This window comes from Flavobacterium aquaticum (assembly GCF_003259835.1).
GTDB classification, from domain to species: Bacteria; Bacteroidota; Bacteroidia; order Flavobacteriales; family Flavobacteriaceae; genus Flavobacterium; species Flavobacterium aquaticum.
In genome coordinates, this window is record NZ_QLMI01000003.1 from 348,879 (window position 1) to 363,530 (window position 14,652).

The window sequence follows — 14,652 nt, forward strand, 5'->3', positions numbered from 1 at the left end:
GAACTAGTTCAATCCTTTTTAAGTGATAAAATTTAAAAAAAATTAATTTTTGATGAATTTTAATGTTTTTGTAGCTTCTCCAATGTTAAGGTTTAAGAAGTAAACTCCATTTGAGTAGCTAGATACATTGATGTTTAAATCAGTATCAGATTGAATTTGTTTTACTGCAATTCTTTGTCCAATACTGTTGTAAATTTCAATTTTTCCTTTTCTTTCAATTCCAGCCGGTAAATTAATCGTGAAATAATCTCTAGATGGATTTGGATATAAACTAACATCTTCTAATAAGTTGAAATCGTCTGAAGAAAGAGTCGAGTTATTCGTAAAATAGCTAGATCTTGAAATCACTGTATTTGCAGCATTTCCAGATTCAACAAAGTCAGTAACGTTTACTACTGTTGTAGCACCAGCAGTAACAGTATAATAGCCTTGACCAACACCATCAAATAAACCATCACCATAAGAGTCGCTAACTGTTAAATAATAACAACCATTTGCTGGTAAATTCCATACTTGATTAGTAACATGTTGGTATGTTCCTCCTGGAGTTCTGTCAGGATAAGGTCCGCCGCTATACAATGTAGTCCCAGCTTGATTTTTTAAAGTCCATGTGGTTTCAGAACCATAAGAATCTCCAAATAAATTAAATGTAAATGAAGTTGCATTAGCATAAGCTATTGTGATATTTGTTCCAAAAGATTTTGTAGCAGTATTATTTGAAGCTCTTTGATCTGCTCCTCCATTTGCTGTTGCAACAGAAACGTTTAATGTTCCGTTTCCAGTTGAATTAGTTAATGTTATTAAAGCGTATTTATTTGGAGCTAAATTACCTGTCCAGTTTTGGTTGTAATTAGTTCCACCATTCATATTGTAGCTTAATGTAGCAGAAGTTAAGTTTGAAGTACCTCTATTGTATAATAATACTTTTTTTGCTACTGTTGAAGAAATTGGCGCAGCACATGTGGGTTCTACTGTAGTACATAGATTTTCAATTTTTACTTCAGCATCATTTGCAAATAAAGGTATTGCAATATCTTTAGTTGATGTTTTTAGATCTAATCTTCTTGGAAAAGTATTCATTACTGATACTACTCTAGCTTTCTGTTCAATTGTGAATATATTCATGCAAGTATCGTCAGTATAATCCATGTAGTTTGCAATCATATCAGTTGCACCTGTAGGACAAGAATTTCTTGGTGTACAACCGTAATTAGGGCTAGATACTGCTGGCGTATCAGCACAAAAATCTCCTGCCGTATTATTTTCTCCTGCACAACCTCCTTGGAAAGTGTGATAAAGCCCTAAGAAATGACCTACTTCATGTGTCATAGTACGTCCTCTGTCATATGGAGCTGAAAAATTTCCAGCAGGATATAAAGCTGAACTTCCAAAATAGCTATAACCTGCTACCACACCATCTGTGTTGGCAGTAGCTGTACCATTGCTAGGGAATTGAGCGTAACCTAAAATGTCACTGTCAGCACCTCCAAAATTCACAGACCACATATTCATATATTGTGTAGGATCCCAAATTGTAGCTGGTTTTACAGTTGAGTCAATAGCGTCCATTTCCCAGAAATCTTCACACATGTTGGTTCTTGTGATACCATTTGTAGGGTTTCCATTTGGGTCAACTTTAGCTAAAACAAATTCTATTTGAATATCAGCGCCAAGTGGATTTGTATTGTATCCAGGTGTACCCATCATTCTTCTAAAATCTTGTGTCATTACAGTTATTTGAGAAGCTACTTGCTCATCAGTAATGTTTTCGCTAACTCCATAAGCATCACCATTGTGAATTATATGAACCACAACAGGGATGTAGATAATTCCACCAGATTGAGAATTTGTCTCATTTGAATCTTTATTATTTTTGTAAGATTTCAGATAAGGAGCAAGATAAGCTTCGAATTGATCTTTATTCATTCTACTTGGGTCTTTGGCCTGTAGATAAGCTTCGTATTCGTCTGTTGCACATCTAATGTGTCCAGTAGGAGCGATTTTCTCGGCAGAAATTTCTTTGCCAAATTTTTTTGTTGTTTTTTTTGCTTCTTGTGCATTCAATGAAAATATGCTAAACAAAAAAGCACTTAATAAAGTAATTTTTTTCATTTTTTGAATAATAGGTTAATCTTCCAAAAGTATATAAAAAATATTTAATTTGTTAAAATAATATGGTTTTTTTGTTTTTTTTGTGTTAAATTTTCGAATCTCATGTTTTTCTCATAGTCTTTTATTGTTGTTTGATGTTTAAAAAAGCTGTGTTTTTTTTGAAATTTAATCAAATAGCAATACATTTGCTTGCTAACCAAATAATTATAATCATAAAATGAGAAAAAAAATACACTTTTTATTAGTGTTTATTCTGTCTGTAGGGTTTTCTTACGGGCAAAGTAAATTATGGACAAAAGTTTCTGAAGAGAAACTAGGTGATCTAGAAAAGATGGAGAGAGCATCTGTGCCGTCTGTTTATCAAATTATGCATTTAGATTTAAATGCTTTTAAACAATCTTTAGTTGGTGCTCCAGTTGATACAGAAGGTGCGTTTTCTAACACGATTGTAAATTTTCCAAATTCAAAAGGAGAGCTTTCTAGATTTAGAGTTTATGAAGCGCCAATTATGGAAAAAGGACTTGCTGATAGATATCCAGATATAAAATCTTATGCTGCTGTAGGTGTTGATAATCCTTCTGTTAAATTAAGATTTAGCGTTACTCTTTTTGGATTACATGTTATGTCTACTTCAGGAGATGAGGGTACATACTACATTGATACGTATACTAAAGATTTAAATAACTATATTGTTTATAACAGAAAAGATCTTTATACAGTAAGAACATTTGCTTGTCATTTCCAAGACAATCATGAAGAAATTGCAGAACAAAATAGAAGTGCTGTTGAAAACCAAACCTTAGCTACTGATGAAAAATTTAGACAATATAGATTGGCAATGGCATGTACTATAGAATATGCTGCTTTTCATGTTACAGCTGCTGGTTTAGGTGCTGGAACACTTGCACAGAAAAAAGCTGCAGTTTTATCTGCTATGAATGTTACAATGACTCGTGTAAATGGAATTTACGAGAGAGATATGTCTTTAAGAATGAATTTAGTGGCAAATAATGATTTGGTTATTTTTATTGATTCTGATAATTTTTCAAATGATGATGCTGGAAATCTTATAGGTGAAAGTCAAACAGAAATTACAGCAATTATTGGCTCTGCAAATTTTGATATAGGTCATACTGTTAGTACAGGTGGAGGTGGTTTAGCTGGATTAGGAGTTGTTTGTAATAGTGCAAATAAAGCTCGTGGAATTACAGGTTCTCCTTCTCCTGTAGGAGATCCTTATGATATTGATTATGTAGCACACGAAATGGGGCATCAATTTGGTGGGCCTCATACTTTTAGTTCTAATGATGATCCAGCGGGATATAATTGTAATGCAGGTAATGTAAGTAGCGCAAATGCTGTTGAGCCTGGCAGTGGCTCTACAATTATGGCTTATGCCGGAATTTGTGTGGAGAATGTACAATCAAATTCAGACGCTTATTTTCATGCTGTAAGTATTGCGAGTATGAATGCAGTTATGGTTGGTACAGGAAATTGTGCTCCACAAACTAATAATGGGAATAATCCTCCAGTTATAGCAGCTTTATCAAATTACACAATTCCAAAAGGTACTGCTTTTGTGTTAACAGGAAACGCAACAGATGCTAACGCTGGAGCTTCATTAACGTATTGTTGGGAGCAAACTAATGCTGCCGCAGGAACTAATTTTCCTACATCTACTCAAACTACAGGTCCTGTTTACAGATCATTAAATCCATCTACTTCAAATAAAAGATATTTTCCTAATTTCCAAAGTGTTTTATCGGGTGATTTAGCTCCTACTTGGGAAGTTACACCAACTGTAGGTAGAACTTTAAATTTTGCATTGACTGTTAGAGATAATCAAACACCAACAGGAGGGCAAACTGCAAGAGCAAATATGACAGTTACAACTGTTGGTGCCGCAGGTCCTTTTGTAGTTACAAGTCCTACTTTAAATGCGTCATATGATACCGGTTCTACTCAAACAATTACATGGGATGTAGCTGGTACAAATGCTAACGGAATCAATACTAGTAATGTAAATATATTAATTTCAACCGATGGAGGAGTAACGTTTTCTACTTTATTAGCTAACACAGCTAATGATGGAAATCAAGCGGTTACAATGCCTAGTGTTGCTGCACCATTTTGTAGAATTATTGTAGAGGCAGTTGGGAATATTTATTATGCAGTTTCGCCTAGTTTTTCTATAGGTTATACGGTTACACAAACAACAGTTTGTACAGACTATTCTAGAACATTTAGTACGCCAGCAGCTATGACAACTGGATGGAGTGCTTATGGTATACCAGGGCCAGGTATTGCAATTACGGATGATTATATTATTACGGATGTTGATTTTAAAGTTGTTTCTACGGCAGCTAGAACTAATCAGGTTTCTTTTGGATTGGTTAAGCCAGGTTCTTCAGTAGTTGATGTAGTTGTTTTTGATGGTCCAACCTCAGGATGTACAAATAGTAGAGTTAATTTAAATGCAATTTTTGACGATGAAGGAGCTGCTTTTAATTGTAATGCAACTGCTACTGGACAAAGATATATACCTACAACATCATTGTCTTCATTAGATGGAATTAGTTCAGCAGGTATTTGGCGTTTTGCGGCTAAAAGTACACTAACCACAAATACTATTTCAAGTGTTGTTTTAACATTATGTAGACTTGATACGGTGGTTACATTAAATTCTGATTCTTTTGGTTTACAAAATTTCACTTTATATCCAAATCCAAATAACGGTAATTTCAATATTCAATTTACTTCAACTTCAGGGAATGAAATCAAAGTAAATATTCATGATATGAGAGGAAGAGAAATTTTAAATAAATCATATAACAATAATGGTTTGTTTAATGAAACATTACAATTAGATAGTATTCAATCTGGTGTTTATCTTGTAACTGTTCAAGATGGTTCTAGAAAAGAGGTTAAGAAAATTGTAGTTCAATAATTTAATGTAGTTATAGAAAAAAGGGAAGCTTTAAGCTTCCCTTTTTTATTTTCCGTTATACGTATTCATCGTATTGTTTAATCCAGCTAACGCAAACGATTTTACTATTTCTGAACTTATTTCAAGACGTTCTTTTAGTTTTTCCTTTTCTTCCGTATCCCATTCTCCTAAGACATAATTGACTTGTTGTCCTTTTTTAAAGGCATCGCTGATGCCAAATCGAAAACGAGGATATTCGGTTGAATTTAATAATAATTGAATGTTTTTAAGTCCGTTATGGCCGCCATCGCTTCCTTTAGTTTTGATTCGGATGGTTCCAAAAGCTAAATTTAAATCATCAGTAATAACCAACATGTTTTCTTTCTCGATATTTTCTTTCTCTAACCAGTATTTTACTGCTTTCCCACTCAAATTCATGTAGGTGTTTGGTTTTAATAATAGAATAGTTCTTCCTTTTATTTTTAGCTCGGCAACTTCACCTAATTTAACTGTTTGAAACGAAATCCCTTCTTTATTGGCAATATAGTCTAAAACTTTAAAACCGATATTGTGTCTTGTATTTGCGTATTCTGAGCCAATGTTTCCAAGCCCAACGATTAAGAATTTCTTCATTGGAATAATTTCTTCTTGTTTGTTTTTCTTAAAAATATTTAAAAACCAATTCATGATGTAAAAGTAACACAAAGTTTAGAAAGTAGAAAACATAAAAAAAGCACCAGTAAAAACTGATGCTTCTTTTGTATAGTTTGTAAAGAAATTATTTTTTCTTTTTTCCACCTTTTTCTGCTTTCGCTGCTTCTTGAGCTGCTTTCATTGCCGCACGAGAAATTCTCACTTGACAAACTACAGTATTGTCTGGGTGCATTAATTTGAAATTGTTTGTTTCTAATTTAGTTACATACAATTTGTTACCCATTTGTAATTCTGAAATGTTAGCTTCAACGAAGTCAGGTAAGTTTTTAGGTAAAGCTTTTACTTTTAAACGACGTTGGTTTAAACGTAAAACACCTCCTAATAATACACCTGGAGAAGTTCCTGTAACTTTAACTGGTACTTCCATGATGATTTCTTTGTCATCACTTAATTGGAAGAAGTCAATGTGTAAAATTTTGTCAGAAACTGGGTGAAACTGAATGTCTTGCATAATTACATTGTAAGACGTTCCGTTTAACTCAACTACAACTGTGTGTGCGTTTGGAGTGTAAACCAAATCTTTAAATGCTCTTTCGTCTGCAACAAAATGAACTGGCTGATTTCCTCCGTAGATAACGCAAGGAACCATTCCAGCATCACGTACGGCTTTAGTTGCCTTTTTACCTACGTTTTCTCTTTCTGATCCTTTAATCGTAATTGATTTCATTGTAAAATATATATAATTAATAAATTCTTATTAAAGTGGTTGTTTGATTACATCAAAAATTTACCACTAATAGAGTTGTTGTTTTGGACCATATGCATTACTTCTGCAAATAATGGAGCACAACTTACGACTCTTATTTTCTTTGATTCTTTTCTTAATGGAATTGAATCGGTAACAATTAATTCTAATAATTTAGAATTTTCTATTTTTTCGTATGCCTCACCTGATAAAATTGGATGAGTACATATTGCTCTTACACTTAATGCTCCTTTTTCCATCATTACATCAGCGGCTTTTGCTAATGTTCCTCCGGTGTCAATCATGTCGTCAACTAAAATAACATTTCTGCCTTTTACGTCTCCGATTAGCTCCATTGTGTCAATTACATTCGCTTTTTTTCTTTGTTTGTAACAAACTACAACGTCAGATTCTAAAAATTTAGAATACGCATAAGCTCTTTTTGAACCTCCCATGTCTGGAGATGCGATGGTTAAATTTTCTAAATTTAAACTTCTCACATAAGGTAAAAAGATTGTTGAAGCAAACAAGTGATCTACTGGTTTTTCAAAGAACCCTTGAATTTGATCGGCGTGTAAATCCATAGTCATAATTCGGGTTGCTCCAGCTGTTTCTAATAGTTTTGCAACTAATTTTGCTCCAATTGGCACTCTTGGCTTGTCTTTTCTGTCTTGTCTTGCCCAACCGAAGTAAGGGATAACCGCTGTTATATGACGTGCTGATGCTCTTTTTGCTGCATCAATCATCAATAATAATTCCATTAAATTGTCCGAACTTGGGAAAGTGGAACAAACAAGGAATACGCGCAATCCTCTTATCGATTCTTCAAAAGAAGGCTGAAATTCGCCATCACTATATTTAGAGAACGTAATCTTACCTAGCGGAACGCCATACTTTTCAGCAATTTGTTCAGCTAAATACACACTCTGAGAACATGCAAAAATTTTTGCTTCTGGTTCTTGATACAGCATGTTAATTTATTGTTTAGTAGTTAGTTAGTGTTGTGTCGTGTAAACGAGGTGCAAATTTAGAAATAAAATCGAACTCTGAAAGGATATTTTTAACTATTTTTTTATGAATTGCAGAAATATTTTTTACATTTGCACCCACTTAATGATGCAACCATTATTTTCCATTGCCCGGATGGCGGAATTGGTAGACGCGCACGACTCAAACTCGTGTACTTAGGTGTGTGGGTTCGATTCCCACTCCGGGTACTAAACCTCTCAGAAATGAGAGGTTTTTTTATTTGCCAAAATCTTATTCTTAGTTTTTAAATAAAAATTAAAGTTTTATATTTGAACACATTAAAATTGCAAATAATGAAAAAGAAAATATTTTTATTAGGTGTTATAAGTTCAATCTTGTTTGTTTCTTGTAAAAAAGACGAAGAGGTTAAACCTGTTGAAGAAACAAAACAGCCTGCACAACCTTTTTCAGGTGAAGCTTGGTTAAAGCAAAGAGTAGGAGGGCAAGGGCAGCAGCAACCTGTTCAGCAACAAGCTCAACAAGTAGTTCAAACACAACAACAGACAGCACAAACAGCTCCGGGAATGAATCCTCCTCACGGTCAGCCAGGTCATCGCTGTGAGATTCCTGTAGGAGCACCTTTGAATTCAAATCCAGTAAAAAAAGAGCAGCCAAAAACAACTCAAGTTGTTACGCCAAAACCTTCAGAACAACCTGTTATGAAAATCAATTCAAAAGATGGTGCGGCTACAATTGTTGGAACTACAACACTTCCAGGGATGAATCCGCCTCATGGTCAAGAAGGACATAGATGTGATATTGCTGTTGGAGCTCCGCTACCTAAAGAATAATTATTTTTGAAGTAATTTCTTGTTGACTGTTCCAGAAGCAATCCAAGAAGATATGATTCCTAAAATTAATATAGTCATTATTACTATTACCATGTTTTGCCATTCAAAAAGGACAGGATAAGGCATGGTAGGAGTAATCATGATGAAAGAGTAATATTGTTGTAGTAAAATAATTCCTATAGCCAGTGCTAATCCAATAGTTAATCCAAAAACAGTTATGATTATCCCTTGAGTAAAAAATATGGAACGAATGGAATTTGGAGTTACTCCTATATTATATAAAGTTTTAAGATTTTCTCTTTTATCAATAACAATCATAACAATAGCACCTGCTAAACAAAATAAAGTTAGGATTACAACTAATGTGCTGAATAAATAAATAAATAAGTTTTCAGATTGAAGCATCTTATAAAGCGAATCGTTAAGTTGCGCTCTGTTTTTTATTTTGATGGATTTACCTAAAATAGAAGTTAGTTCTTCTCTAACCTGATTTTCGTTTGCACTTGGTTTTAATTTGATTTCAAGATTAGTAATTTCGTTTTCTTTTAACCCAAGAAAATGTTGTGCTAAATCAATAGGGCAGAAGACATATTTCCCATCTAATTCTTCGTTAACAGAATAAATTCCAGATGGGAATAATAGTACTTTATTAAAAGCTTCATTCAGATTTTCAATATCTCCTTTTCCAGGTTTTGGCGCAAATGCTTCTAAACCATTGTTGTAATCAAATAATCCTAAGCCAAGTTTTCTGCTAATATCAGCTCCTACAACTACATGCTCAGAATCGGTCTCAAACCATTCTCCAGCATATAAATGTTTTTTAAAATCGGTTACTTGTATAAAATGATTGTCAACCCCTTTTATGTGAGCTACTAATTCTTTGTTGTCATACATAAAGTAAACACGCTCTTCGATAATTTTACTGTAGGAAGAAATATGGGAGGTTTTTTTTAGTAATTCCTCTTGTTTTGGACTTATAAAAAAAGTTTTACCTGTAGCGTTTTCAATACGTAAATCAGGATCCGAAACGTTTACGAAATTTAAACTAAACTCTTTCAATCCGCTGAAAACAGATAAGAAAACAAAAAGCGCCATAGTGCTAGCTATAATTCCAACAGAAGCAATTCCTGTAATAATGTTTATTGCTTTGTTCTTGCTGAAACTTACAGCATATCTTTTTGCTATGTAAAAGGAAAGGTTCAAATTATGATTTCTTTCTTTTTTCTAATAAGTCTGGGTTTTCAATTGGGTTTTCTTCTCCAGTTAAAGCCTTATCAATTTTTTCAATGTAATCTAAACTGTCGTCAATATAAAAAATTAAATTAGGAACTTTTCGCAATTGATTTTTTACACGTTGTGCTAAATCGTGTTTAATAAGTGGTGCGTTGCTTTTAACTGCTGCTAAAATTTCGGGTGCTTTATCTGTAGGAAATACACTTAAATGCACTTTTGCAATTGATAAATCTGATGTTACATTTACTTTTGATACAGAGATTACCAAATTGTTGATATTATTTTTACGAATTTCACCTTGTAGTATTGAAACTAAGTCGTTTTGTAAAAGTGCTCCTATTTTTTTTTGTCTATTTGTTTCCATGATGCAAAAATACAAAAAAATAAACAAGCGGAATTCTTTTGTTGCTAATACACTATTTATACTAGCTGTTCTTGTTTTTTGTTAACTTTGTTTTAAATATAAAAGTTTTGAAAATATGAGAAAAATAGAGCATATAGGAATTGCGGTAAAAAGTTTGAAAGAATCAAACTTATTATTTGAAAAATTATTCGGTCAACCACCATACAAGGAAGAAGAAGTGGTTAGTGAAGGAGTTAAAACTTCTTTTTTTATGAATGGGCCAAATAAAATCGAATTATTAGAAGCAACTAATCCAGATAGTCCAATTGCTAAATTTTTAGAAAAAAAAGGAGAAGGAATCCATCACATCGCTTTTGACGTAAATGACATTAATGAAGAAGTTATTAGACTAAAAAACGAAGGTTTTGTGATTTTAAATGAGATTCCTAAGAAAGGAGCTGATAATAAATTGGTTGTATTTTTACATCCAAAAGGCACTAATGGCGTACTAGTAGAGCTTTGTCAAGAAATTAAATAAAGTTTTAAAAAAGATTTGCGTGCCATAAAAATTAGTCTTAATATTGCAACTTCAATACTGGTCCTATAGCTCAGTTGGTTAGAGCACCTGACTCATAATCAGGTGGTCCCTGGTTCGAGCCCAGGTGGGACCACTTTTATTGTTAAGATTTAAGAAGAAAATACTTATAAATCACAGAAATTAAGTTTTTTTTAAGTTTTTTTCTGAAAATAACTTGTAAAGTATAAAAATATTTATATTTTCGTGTTTCATAATGAGTTTGTGTTACAGAATATTAACTTATTATTAAATAATTTCTTTTATTAGTAAGAGAATGATATAAATTATACTTTTGCGCCCAATGAGAACAATTATGAATAAAATTATAACAGTTTTAGTAGTACTTTTTAGTATTCAAGGTGTTTTTGCTAATGAAACGCCTCCGCCTCCGTCACCTCCAGTTCCACCTGGGTTGCCTATTGATGGTGGATTGGTAATACTATTCTTTTTGGCGTTAGTTTCGGGTTATTATTTATCTAAGAAATATATATCTATTAAAAAAGGCTCTTTATAAGAGCCTTTTTTAATGTTTCTATTTTCTTAATTCGTTCAATCTACTTACGTATTTTCCAATTACGTCAAATTCTAAATTTACTTTAGTACCAATTTTAAAAGTGTTAAAATTAGTATGGTCAAATGTGTATGGGATAATAGCTACACTAAAGGTGCTTAATCCAGAATTAACAACGGTTAAGCTGGTTCCGTTTACGGTAATCGAACCTTTTTCAATAGTAATATTGTTTAATGAAGCATCGTATTCAAATGTAAAAACCCAACTCCCATTAGCTTCTTTAATATTAGTGCAAGTTCCAGTTTGATCAACATGGCCTTGAACAATGTGTCCGTCTAATCTATCGCCAAGTTTCATGGCGCGTTCTAAATTTATGAAATCTCCAACTTTCCAAGTCCCAATAGAAGTTTTGTCAATCGTTTCTTTAATAGCCGTTACGGTGTAATTTTTGTTTTCAATTTTTACCACTGTTAAACAAATACCATTATGCGCTACACTTTGGTCAATTTTTAATTCATGGGTAATGTCAGATTCTACCGTTAAGTGCAGGTTTTCCTGATCTTTTTCGATTTCTTTTATAATTCCGAGGGTTTCTATAATTCCGGTAAACATAACTGATTTAATTTTACTAAATTTGCACATCAAAAGTAAGCAATAAATCACATTTGTTATGGTTAAAAAAGCAGAAAATATAATTGTAGGAATTTCGATTGGAGATTTAAATGGTATTGGAAGCGAAGTTATTTTAAAAACATTTGAAGATACTCGAATGTTAGAATTGTGTACGCCAGTAATTTTTGCAAATGCTAAGATTGTTTCTTTCTTAAGAAAAGAGTTGAATATTGATATCGCGATTCACGGAATTGATAAAATAGAGCAATTGGTTGTTGGAAAAATCAACGTACTAAATGTTTGGCGCGAAGGTGTAAATTTAGAATTTGGAAAAAATGATGATGTAGTAGGAAGTTATGCTATAAAATCTTTTGTAGCAGCTACTAAAGCACTGAAAGAAGGATTAGTTGATGTTTTGGTAACAGCACCTATTAATAAGTATAACATTCAATCAGAAGAATTTAAATTCCCAGGGCACACCGATTATTTGGATAAAGAATTGGAAGGCGATGCTTTAATGTTAATGGTACATGATGATTTACGTGTTGGATTACTTACGGATCACGTTCCAGTGAATGAGGTAGCAAAACATTTGAACGAAAAATTAATTTCGAGCAAAATTAAAACCATTATTCAGACGTTAAAACAAGATTTTGAAATTGAAAAACCAAAAGTGGCAGTTTTAGGATTAAATCCACATTCGGGTGATAATGGTGTTATTGGTCAAGAAGAAGAAAAAATTATAAAACCGGCATTGAAAAAATTATTTGAAGCAGGAAATATGGTTTTCGGACCTTTTCCAGCAGATGGATTTTTTGGTTCGGCACAATATGAAAAATATGATGCGGTAATTGCAACTTATCACGATCAAGGATTAATTCCTTTCAAAACGTTGTCGTTTGGTAACGGAGTGAATTATACGGCAGGATTAAATAAAATTAGAACTTCTCCCGATCATGGAACTGCTTATGAAATTGCAGGTAAAGGAGTGGCTAATCACGAGTCATTTAAAGAGGCCGTTTATTTAGCAATTGATATTTATAACAAAAGAAATGACTATCAAGAGCTGATTAAAAACCCTTTAAAAACAAAAGAAAAGCAGTTATAAACAAAAAAATGTTTACAACTAGTTTGAATTTATAAATATTTTATATCTTTGCACACCTTTTAAAAAGGTAAAACTGTTGTTATGAACAATTTAAAAGAATATTTAATTCCATTTGTGGGATTAAAAATAGGGAAGCATCAGTTTGATTATCAAATAGATAATACGTTCTTTAAAAACTTTGATTACGACGAATTTAATGACGTTTCAGTTAAAGTAGATATTGTTTTAGAGAAGAAAAGCACCATGCTTGAACTCGATTTTAAGCACAAAGGAACTGTAAATGTGCCATGTGATGTATCGGGTGAAGAGTTTGATTTGCCAATTAAAGGAAAATTAAAACTTTTAGTGAAGTTTGGAGATGCCTTTAATGATGAAAATGAGGAGTTGCTCGTTTTACCTCATGGCGAATTTCAGGTAAATGTAGCACAGTATATTTATGAGTCAATCATTTTATCAGTGCCGTTACGAAGAATACATCCAGGTGTTAAAGATGGTTCGCTGTCTGATGTAATTGAAAAATTAGAATCGCTTTCTCCAAAAGAAAACAAAAAAGAAGAACAACAAAATAATGATATTGACCCTAGGTGGGAGAATTTAAAAAAACTATTAACGGATAAATAAAATAGAACAATGGCACATCCTAAGAGAAGACAGTCGTCTACAAGAAGAGATAAGAGAAGAACACATTACAAAGCGACAGTTGCTCAAATCGCAACATGTCCAATTACTGGTGAAGCACACTTATACCACAGAGCTTACTGGCATGAAGGTAAAATGTACTACAGAGGTCAAGTTGTAATTGATAAAAATGAAGCAGTAGCTTAATTGCATCAACAAAAAAATAGAGAAAACTCTCACATTGTGAGAGTTTTTTTGTTAAGTACCCATTCGTTTTAAATTAATAAAAACGAATAGGATTCGTTTGAAATTTTTTTTGTAATTTCCACCACTTTTTGAATCCTAAAAATTCAGAAGGAAAAATTAATCGAAGATGAATAAAATAACAGCAGCAATTACGGCAGTAGGTTCTTATGTTCCCGACTTTGTTTTGTCGAATCAAGTATTGGAAACATTAGTAGATACTAATGACGAATGGATTACCACTCGTACCGGAATTAAAGAAAGAAGATTGTTAAAAGAAGAAGGACAAGGGACTTCTTTCATGGCGATTAAAGCCGCTCAAAACTTATTAGAAAAAGCCAATTTAGATCCTAAAGATATCGATTTAGTGATTATGGCAACGGCAACTCCAGATATGCCAGTAGCTTCAACGGGAGTTTATGTAGCTACGCAAATTGGTGCAACGAATGCTTTTGCATTTGATTTACAAGCTGCTTGTTCGAGTTTTCTTTACGGAATGTCAACAGCATCAGCTTATATCGCATCTGGAAAATACAAAAAAGTCTTATTGATTGGTGCCGATAAAATGTCGTCAATTATTGATTATACAGACAGAGCTACTTGTATCATATTTGGTGATGGAGCAGGAGCTGTATTGTTTGAACCGAATACAGAAGGATTAGGTCTACAAGATGAAATTCTGAAAAGTGATGGAATCGGAAGAGAATTCTTAAAAATTGAAGCTGGTGGTTCTATTTTACCTCCTTCAGAAGAAACCGTTAAAAACAAACAACATTTTGTTTTTCAAGACGGAAAAACCGTTTTCAAATATGCCGTTTCTGGAATGGCCGATGTAAGCGAAAAAATCATGCAACGTAACAATTTATCGCACGACGATATCAATTGGTTAGTAGCACATCAGGCAAACAGAAGAATTATTGACGCAACTGCAAACCGTATGGAATTAGACGAATCTAAAGTCTTAATCAACATTCAAAAATACGGGAATACCACATCAGCAACCCTACCATTATTATTATCAGATTTCGAAAACCAATTGAAAAAAGGAGATAACATTATCTTTGCAGCTTTTGGTGGCGGATTCACATGGGGTGCTATCTATTTAAAATGGGCTTACACTAAATAAAAACAAAACTAAACTAAATCAAAT

Annotated in this window: 15 protein-coding genes and 2 tRNA genes; 10 read left to right on the forward strand and 7 right to left on the reverse strand. The window is 33.0% G+C overall.

Annotated elements, in window-relative coordinates:
* Window positions 1-42: 42 nt before the first annotated feature.
* Window positions 43-2,112, reverse strand: coding sequence for a M43 family zinc metalloprotease (locus B0I03_RS06575; RefSeq protein WP_111566661.1), 2,070 nt, complete (start codon window positions 2,110-2,112; stop codon window positions 43-45).
* Between the two features lie 217 nt (window positions 2,113-2,329).
* On the opposite strand from B0I03_RS06575, the gene B0I03_RS06580 reads away from it, so the two are divergent.
* The gene (locus B0I03_RS06580) at window positions 2,330-5,059 is read left to right on the forward strand and encodes a zinc-dependent metalloprotease (RefSeq protein WP_111566662.1); all 2,730 of its coding nucleotides are present in this window, start codon (window positions 2,330-2,332) and stop codon (window positions 5,057-5,059) included.
* Window positions 5,060-5,104: 45 nt separating this feature from the next.
* Here the strand turns inward: B0I03_RS06580 and pth are convergent, their stop codons facing one another.
* The 3 genes from pth to B0I03_RS06595 form a co-directional block, all read right to left on the reverse strand.
* On the reverse strand, window positions 5,105-5,671 hold the full coding sequence (gene pth / locus B0I03_RS06585; protein WP_111566712.1) for an aminoacyl-tRNA hydrolase: 567 nt from the start codon (window positions 5,669-5,671) through the stop codon (window positions 5,105-5,107).
* Between the two features lie 145 nt (window positions 5,672-5,816).
* Window positions 5,817-6,419 (reverse strand): 50S ribosomal protein L25/general stress protein Ctc, encoded by a 603-nt coding sequence (locus B0I03_RS06590; RefSeq protein ID WP_111566663.1) that lies wholly within the window; start codon window positions 6,417-6,419, stop codon window positions 5,817-5,819.
* Between the two features lie 47 nt (window positions 6,420-6,466).
* Entirely contained in the window at window positions 6,467-7,408 is a 942-nt protein-coding gene (locus B0I03_RS06595; protein WP_026725217.1) for a ribose-phosphate pyrophosphokinase, read from the reverse strand.
* 166 nt (window positions 7,409-7,574) lie between these two features.
* Between B0I03_RS06595 and B0I03_RS06600 the strand changes: the two genes are divergently transcribed.
* Both B0I03_RS06600 and B0I03_RS06605 read left to right on the forward strand, forming a co-directional pair.
* A tRNA-Leu gene (locus B0I03_RS06600) sits at window positions 7,575-7,654 on the forward strand.
* A gap of 105 nt (window positions 7,655-7,759) precedes the next feature.
* A complete protein-coding gene (locus tag B0I03_RS06605; RefSeq protein ID WP_111566664.1) occupies window positions 7,760-8,257 on the forward strand; it encodes a hypothetical protein in 498 nt (165 codons plus the stop codon).
* Here the strand turns inward: B0I03_RS06605 and B0I03_RS06610 are convergent, their stop codons facing one another.
* Window positions 8,258-9,460 carry an ABC transporter permease gene (locus B0I03_RS06610; protein ID WP_111566665.1) on the reverse strand — a complete coding sequence of 401 codons (1,203 nt, stop codon included), beginning with the start codon at window positions 9,458-9,460 and terminating at the stop codon, window positions 8,258-8,260.
* Window position 9,461: 1 nt separating this feature from the next.
* Window positions 9,462-9,854, reverse strand: a complete 393-nt coding sequence (gene rbfA / locus B0I03_RS06615; protein WP_026726411.1) for a 30S ribosome-binding factor RbfA — start codon at window positions 9,852-9,854, stop codon at window positions 9,462-9,464.
* A gap of 115 nt (window positions 9,855-9,969) precedes the next feature.
* Between rbfA and mce the strand changes: the two genes are divergently transcribed.
* The 3 genes from mce to B0I03_RS06630 all read left to right on the forward strand — a co-directional run bounded on the left by mce (window position 9,970) and on the right by B0I03_RS06630 (window position 10,924).
* Window positions 9,970-10,371, forward strand: coding sequence for a methylmalonyl-CoA epimerase (gene mce, locus B0I03_RS06620; RefSeq protein ID WP_111566666.1), 402 nt, complete (start codon window positions 9,970-9,972; stop codon window positions 10,369-10,371).
* Window positions 10,372-10,430: 59 nt separating this feature from the next.
* Window positions 10,431-10,504: transfer RNA gene (locus tag B0I03_RS06625), tRNA-Ile, on the forward strand.
* Between the two features lie 219 nt (window positions 10,505-10,723).
* Entirely contained in the window at window positions 10,724-10,924 is a 201-nt protein-coding gene (locus B0I03_RS06630) for a hypothetical protein (RefSeq protein ID WP_181452357.1), read from the forward strand.
* Between the two features lie 18 nt (window positions 10,925-10,942).
* On the opposite strand, the gene B0I03_RS06635 is transcribed toward B0I03_RS06630, so the two are convergent.
* On the reverse strand, window positions 10,943-11,533 hold the full coding sequence (locus B0I03_RS06635) for a riboflavin synthase (protein WP_111566668.1): 591 nt from the start codon (window positions 11,531-11,533) through the stop codon (window positions 10,943-10,945).
* A 58-nt stretch (window positions 11,534-11,591) separates the two neighbouring features.
* On the opposite strand from B0I03_RS06635, the gene pdxA reads away from it, so the two are divergent.
* The 4 genes from pdxA (at window position 11,592) to B0I03_RS06655 (ending at window position 14,628) form a co-directional block, all read left to right on the forward strand.
* Entirely contained in the window at window positions 11,592-12,641 is a 1,050-nt protein-coding gene (pdxA, locus tag B0I03_RS06640) for a 4-hydroxythreonine-4-phosphate dehydrogenase PdxA (RefSeq protein WP_111566669.1), read from the forward strand.
* Window positions 12,642-12,722: 81 nt separating this feature from the next.
* Window positions 12,723-13,262, forward strand: a complete 540-nt coding sequence (locus B0I03_RS06645; protein ID WP_111566670.1) for a YceD family protein — start codon at window positions 12,723-12,725, stop codon at window positions 13,260-13,262.
* A 9-nt stretch (window positions 13,263-13,271) separates the two neighbouring features.
* Window positions 13,272-13,466 (forward strand): 50S ribosomal protein L32, encoded by a 195-nt coding sequence (gene rpmF, locus B0I03_RS06650; protein WP_008255033.1) that lies wholly within the window; start codon window positions 13,272-13,274, stop codon window positions 13,464-13,466.
* 166 nt (window positions 13,467-13,632) lie between these two features.
* Window positions 13,633-14,628, forward strand: coding sequence for a beta-ketoacyl-ACP synthase III (locus B0I03_RS06655; RefSeq protein ID WP_111566671.1), 996 nt, complete (start codon window positions 13,633-13,635; stop codon window positions 14,626-14,628).
* Window positions 14,629-14,652 lie beyond the last annotated feature (24 nt).

Excerpts from the sequence above, each read along its gene's own strand:
- B0I03_RS06575 (WP_111566661.1), bottom strand. The coding sequence starts at position 2,112 with ATGAAAAAAATTACTTTATTAAGTGCTTTTTTGTTTAGCATATTTTCA.
- B0I03_RS06580 (WP_111566662.1), top strand. The coding sequence starts at position 2,330 with ATGAGAAAAAAAATACACTTTTTATTAGTGTTTATTCTGTCTGTAGGG.
- pth (WP_111566712.1), bottom strand. The coding sequence starts at position 5,671 with ATGAAGAAATTCTTAATCGTTGGGCTTGGAAACATTGGCTCAGAATAC.
- B0I03_RS06590 (WP_111566663.1), bottom strand. The coding sequence starts at position 6,419 with ATGAAATCAATTACGATTAAAGGATCAGAAAGAGAAAACGTAGGTAAA.
- B0I03_RS06595 (WP_026725217.1), bottom strand. The coding sequence starts at position 7,408 with ATGCTGTATCAAGAACCAGAAGCAAAAATTTTTGCATGTTCTCAGAGT.
- B0I03_RS06605 (WP_111566664.1), top strand. The coding sequence starts at position 7,760 with ATGAAAAAGAAAATATTTTTATTAGGTGTTATAAGTTCAATCTTGTTT.
- rbfA (WP_026726411.1), bottom strand. The coding sequence starts at position 9,854 with ATGGAAACAAATAGACAAAAAAAAATAGGAGCACTTTTACAAAACGAC.
- mce (WP_111566666.1), top strand. The coding sequence starts at position 9,970 with ATGAGAAAAATAGAGCATATAGGAATTGCGGTAAAAAGTTTGAAAGAA.
- B0I03_RS06630 (WP_181452357.1), top strand. The coding sequence starts at position 10,724 with ATGAATAAAATTATAACAGTTTTAGTAGTACTTTTTAGTATTCAAGGT.
- B0I03_RS06635 (WP_111566668.1), bottom strand. The coding sequence starts at position 11,533 with ATGTTTACCGGAATTATAGAAACCCTCGGAATTATAAAAGAAATCGAA.
- pdxA (WP_111566669.1), top strand. The coding sequence starts at position 11,592 with ATGGTTAAAAAAGCAGAAAATATAATTGTAGGAATTTCGATTGGAGAT.
- B0I03_RS06645 (WP_111566670.1), top strand. The coding sequence starts at position 12,723 with ATGAACAATTTAAAAGAATATTTAATTCCATTTGTGGGATTAAAAATA.
- rpmF (WP_008255033.1), top strand. The coding sequence starts at position 13,272 with ATGGCACATCCTAAGAGAAGACAGTCGTCTACAAGAAGAGATAAGAGA.
- B0I03_RS06655 (WP_111566671.1), top strand. The coding sequence starts at position 13,633 with ATGAATAAAATAACAGCAGCAATTACGGCAGTAGGTTCTTATGTTCCC.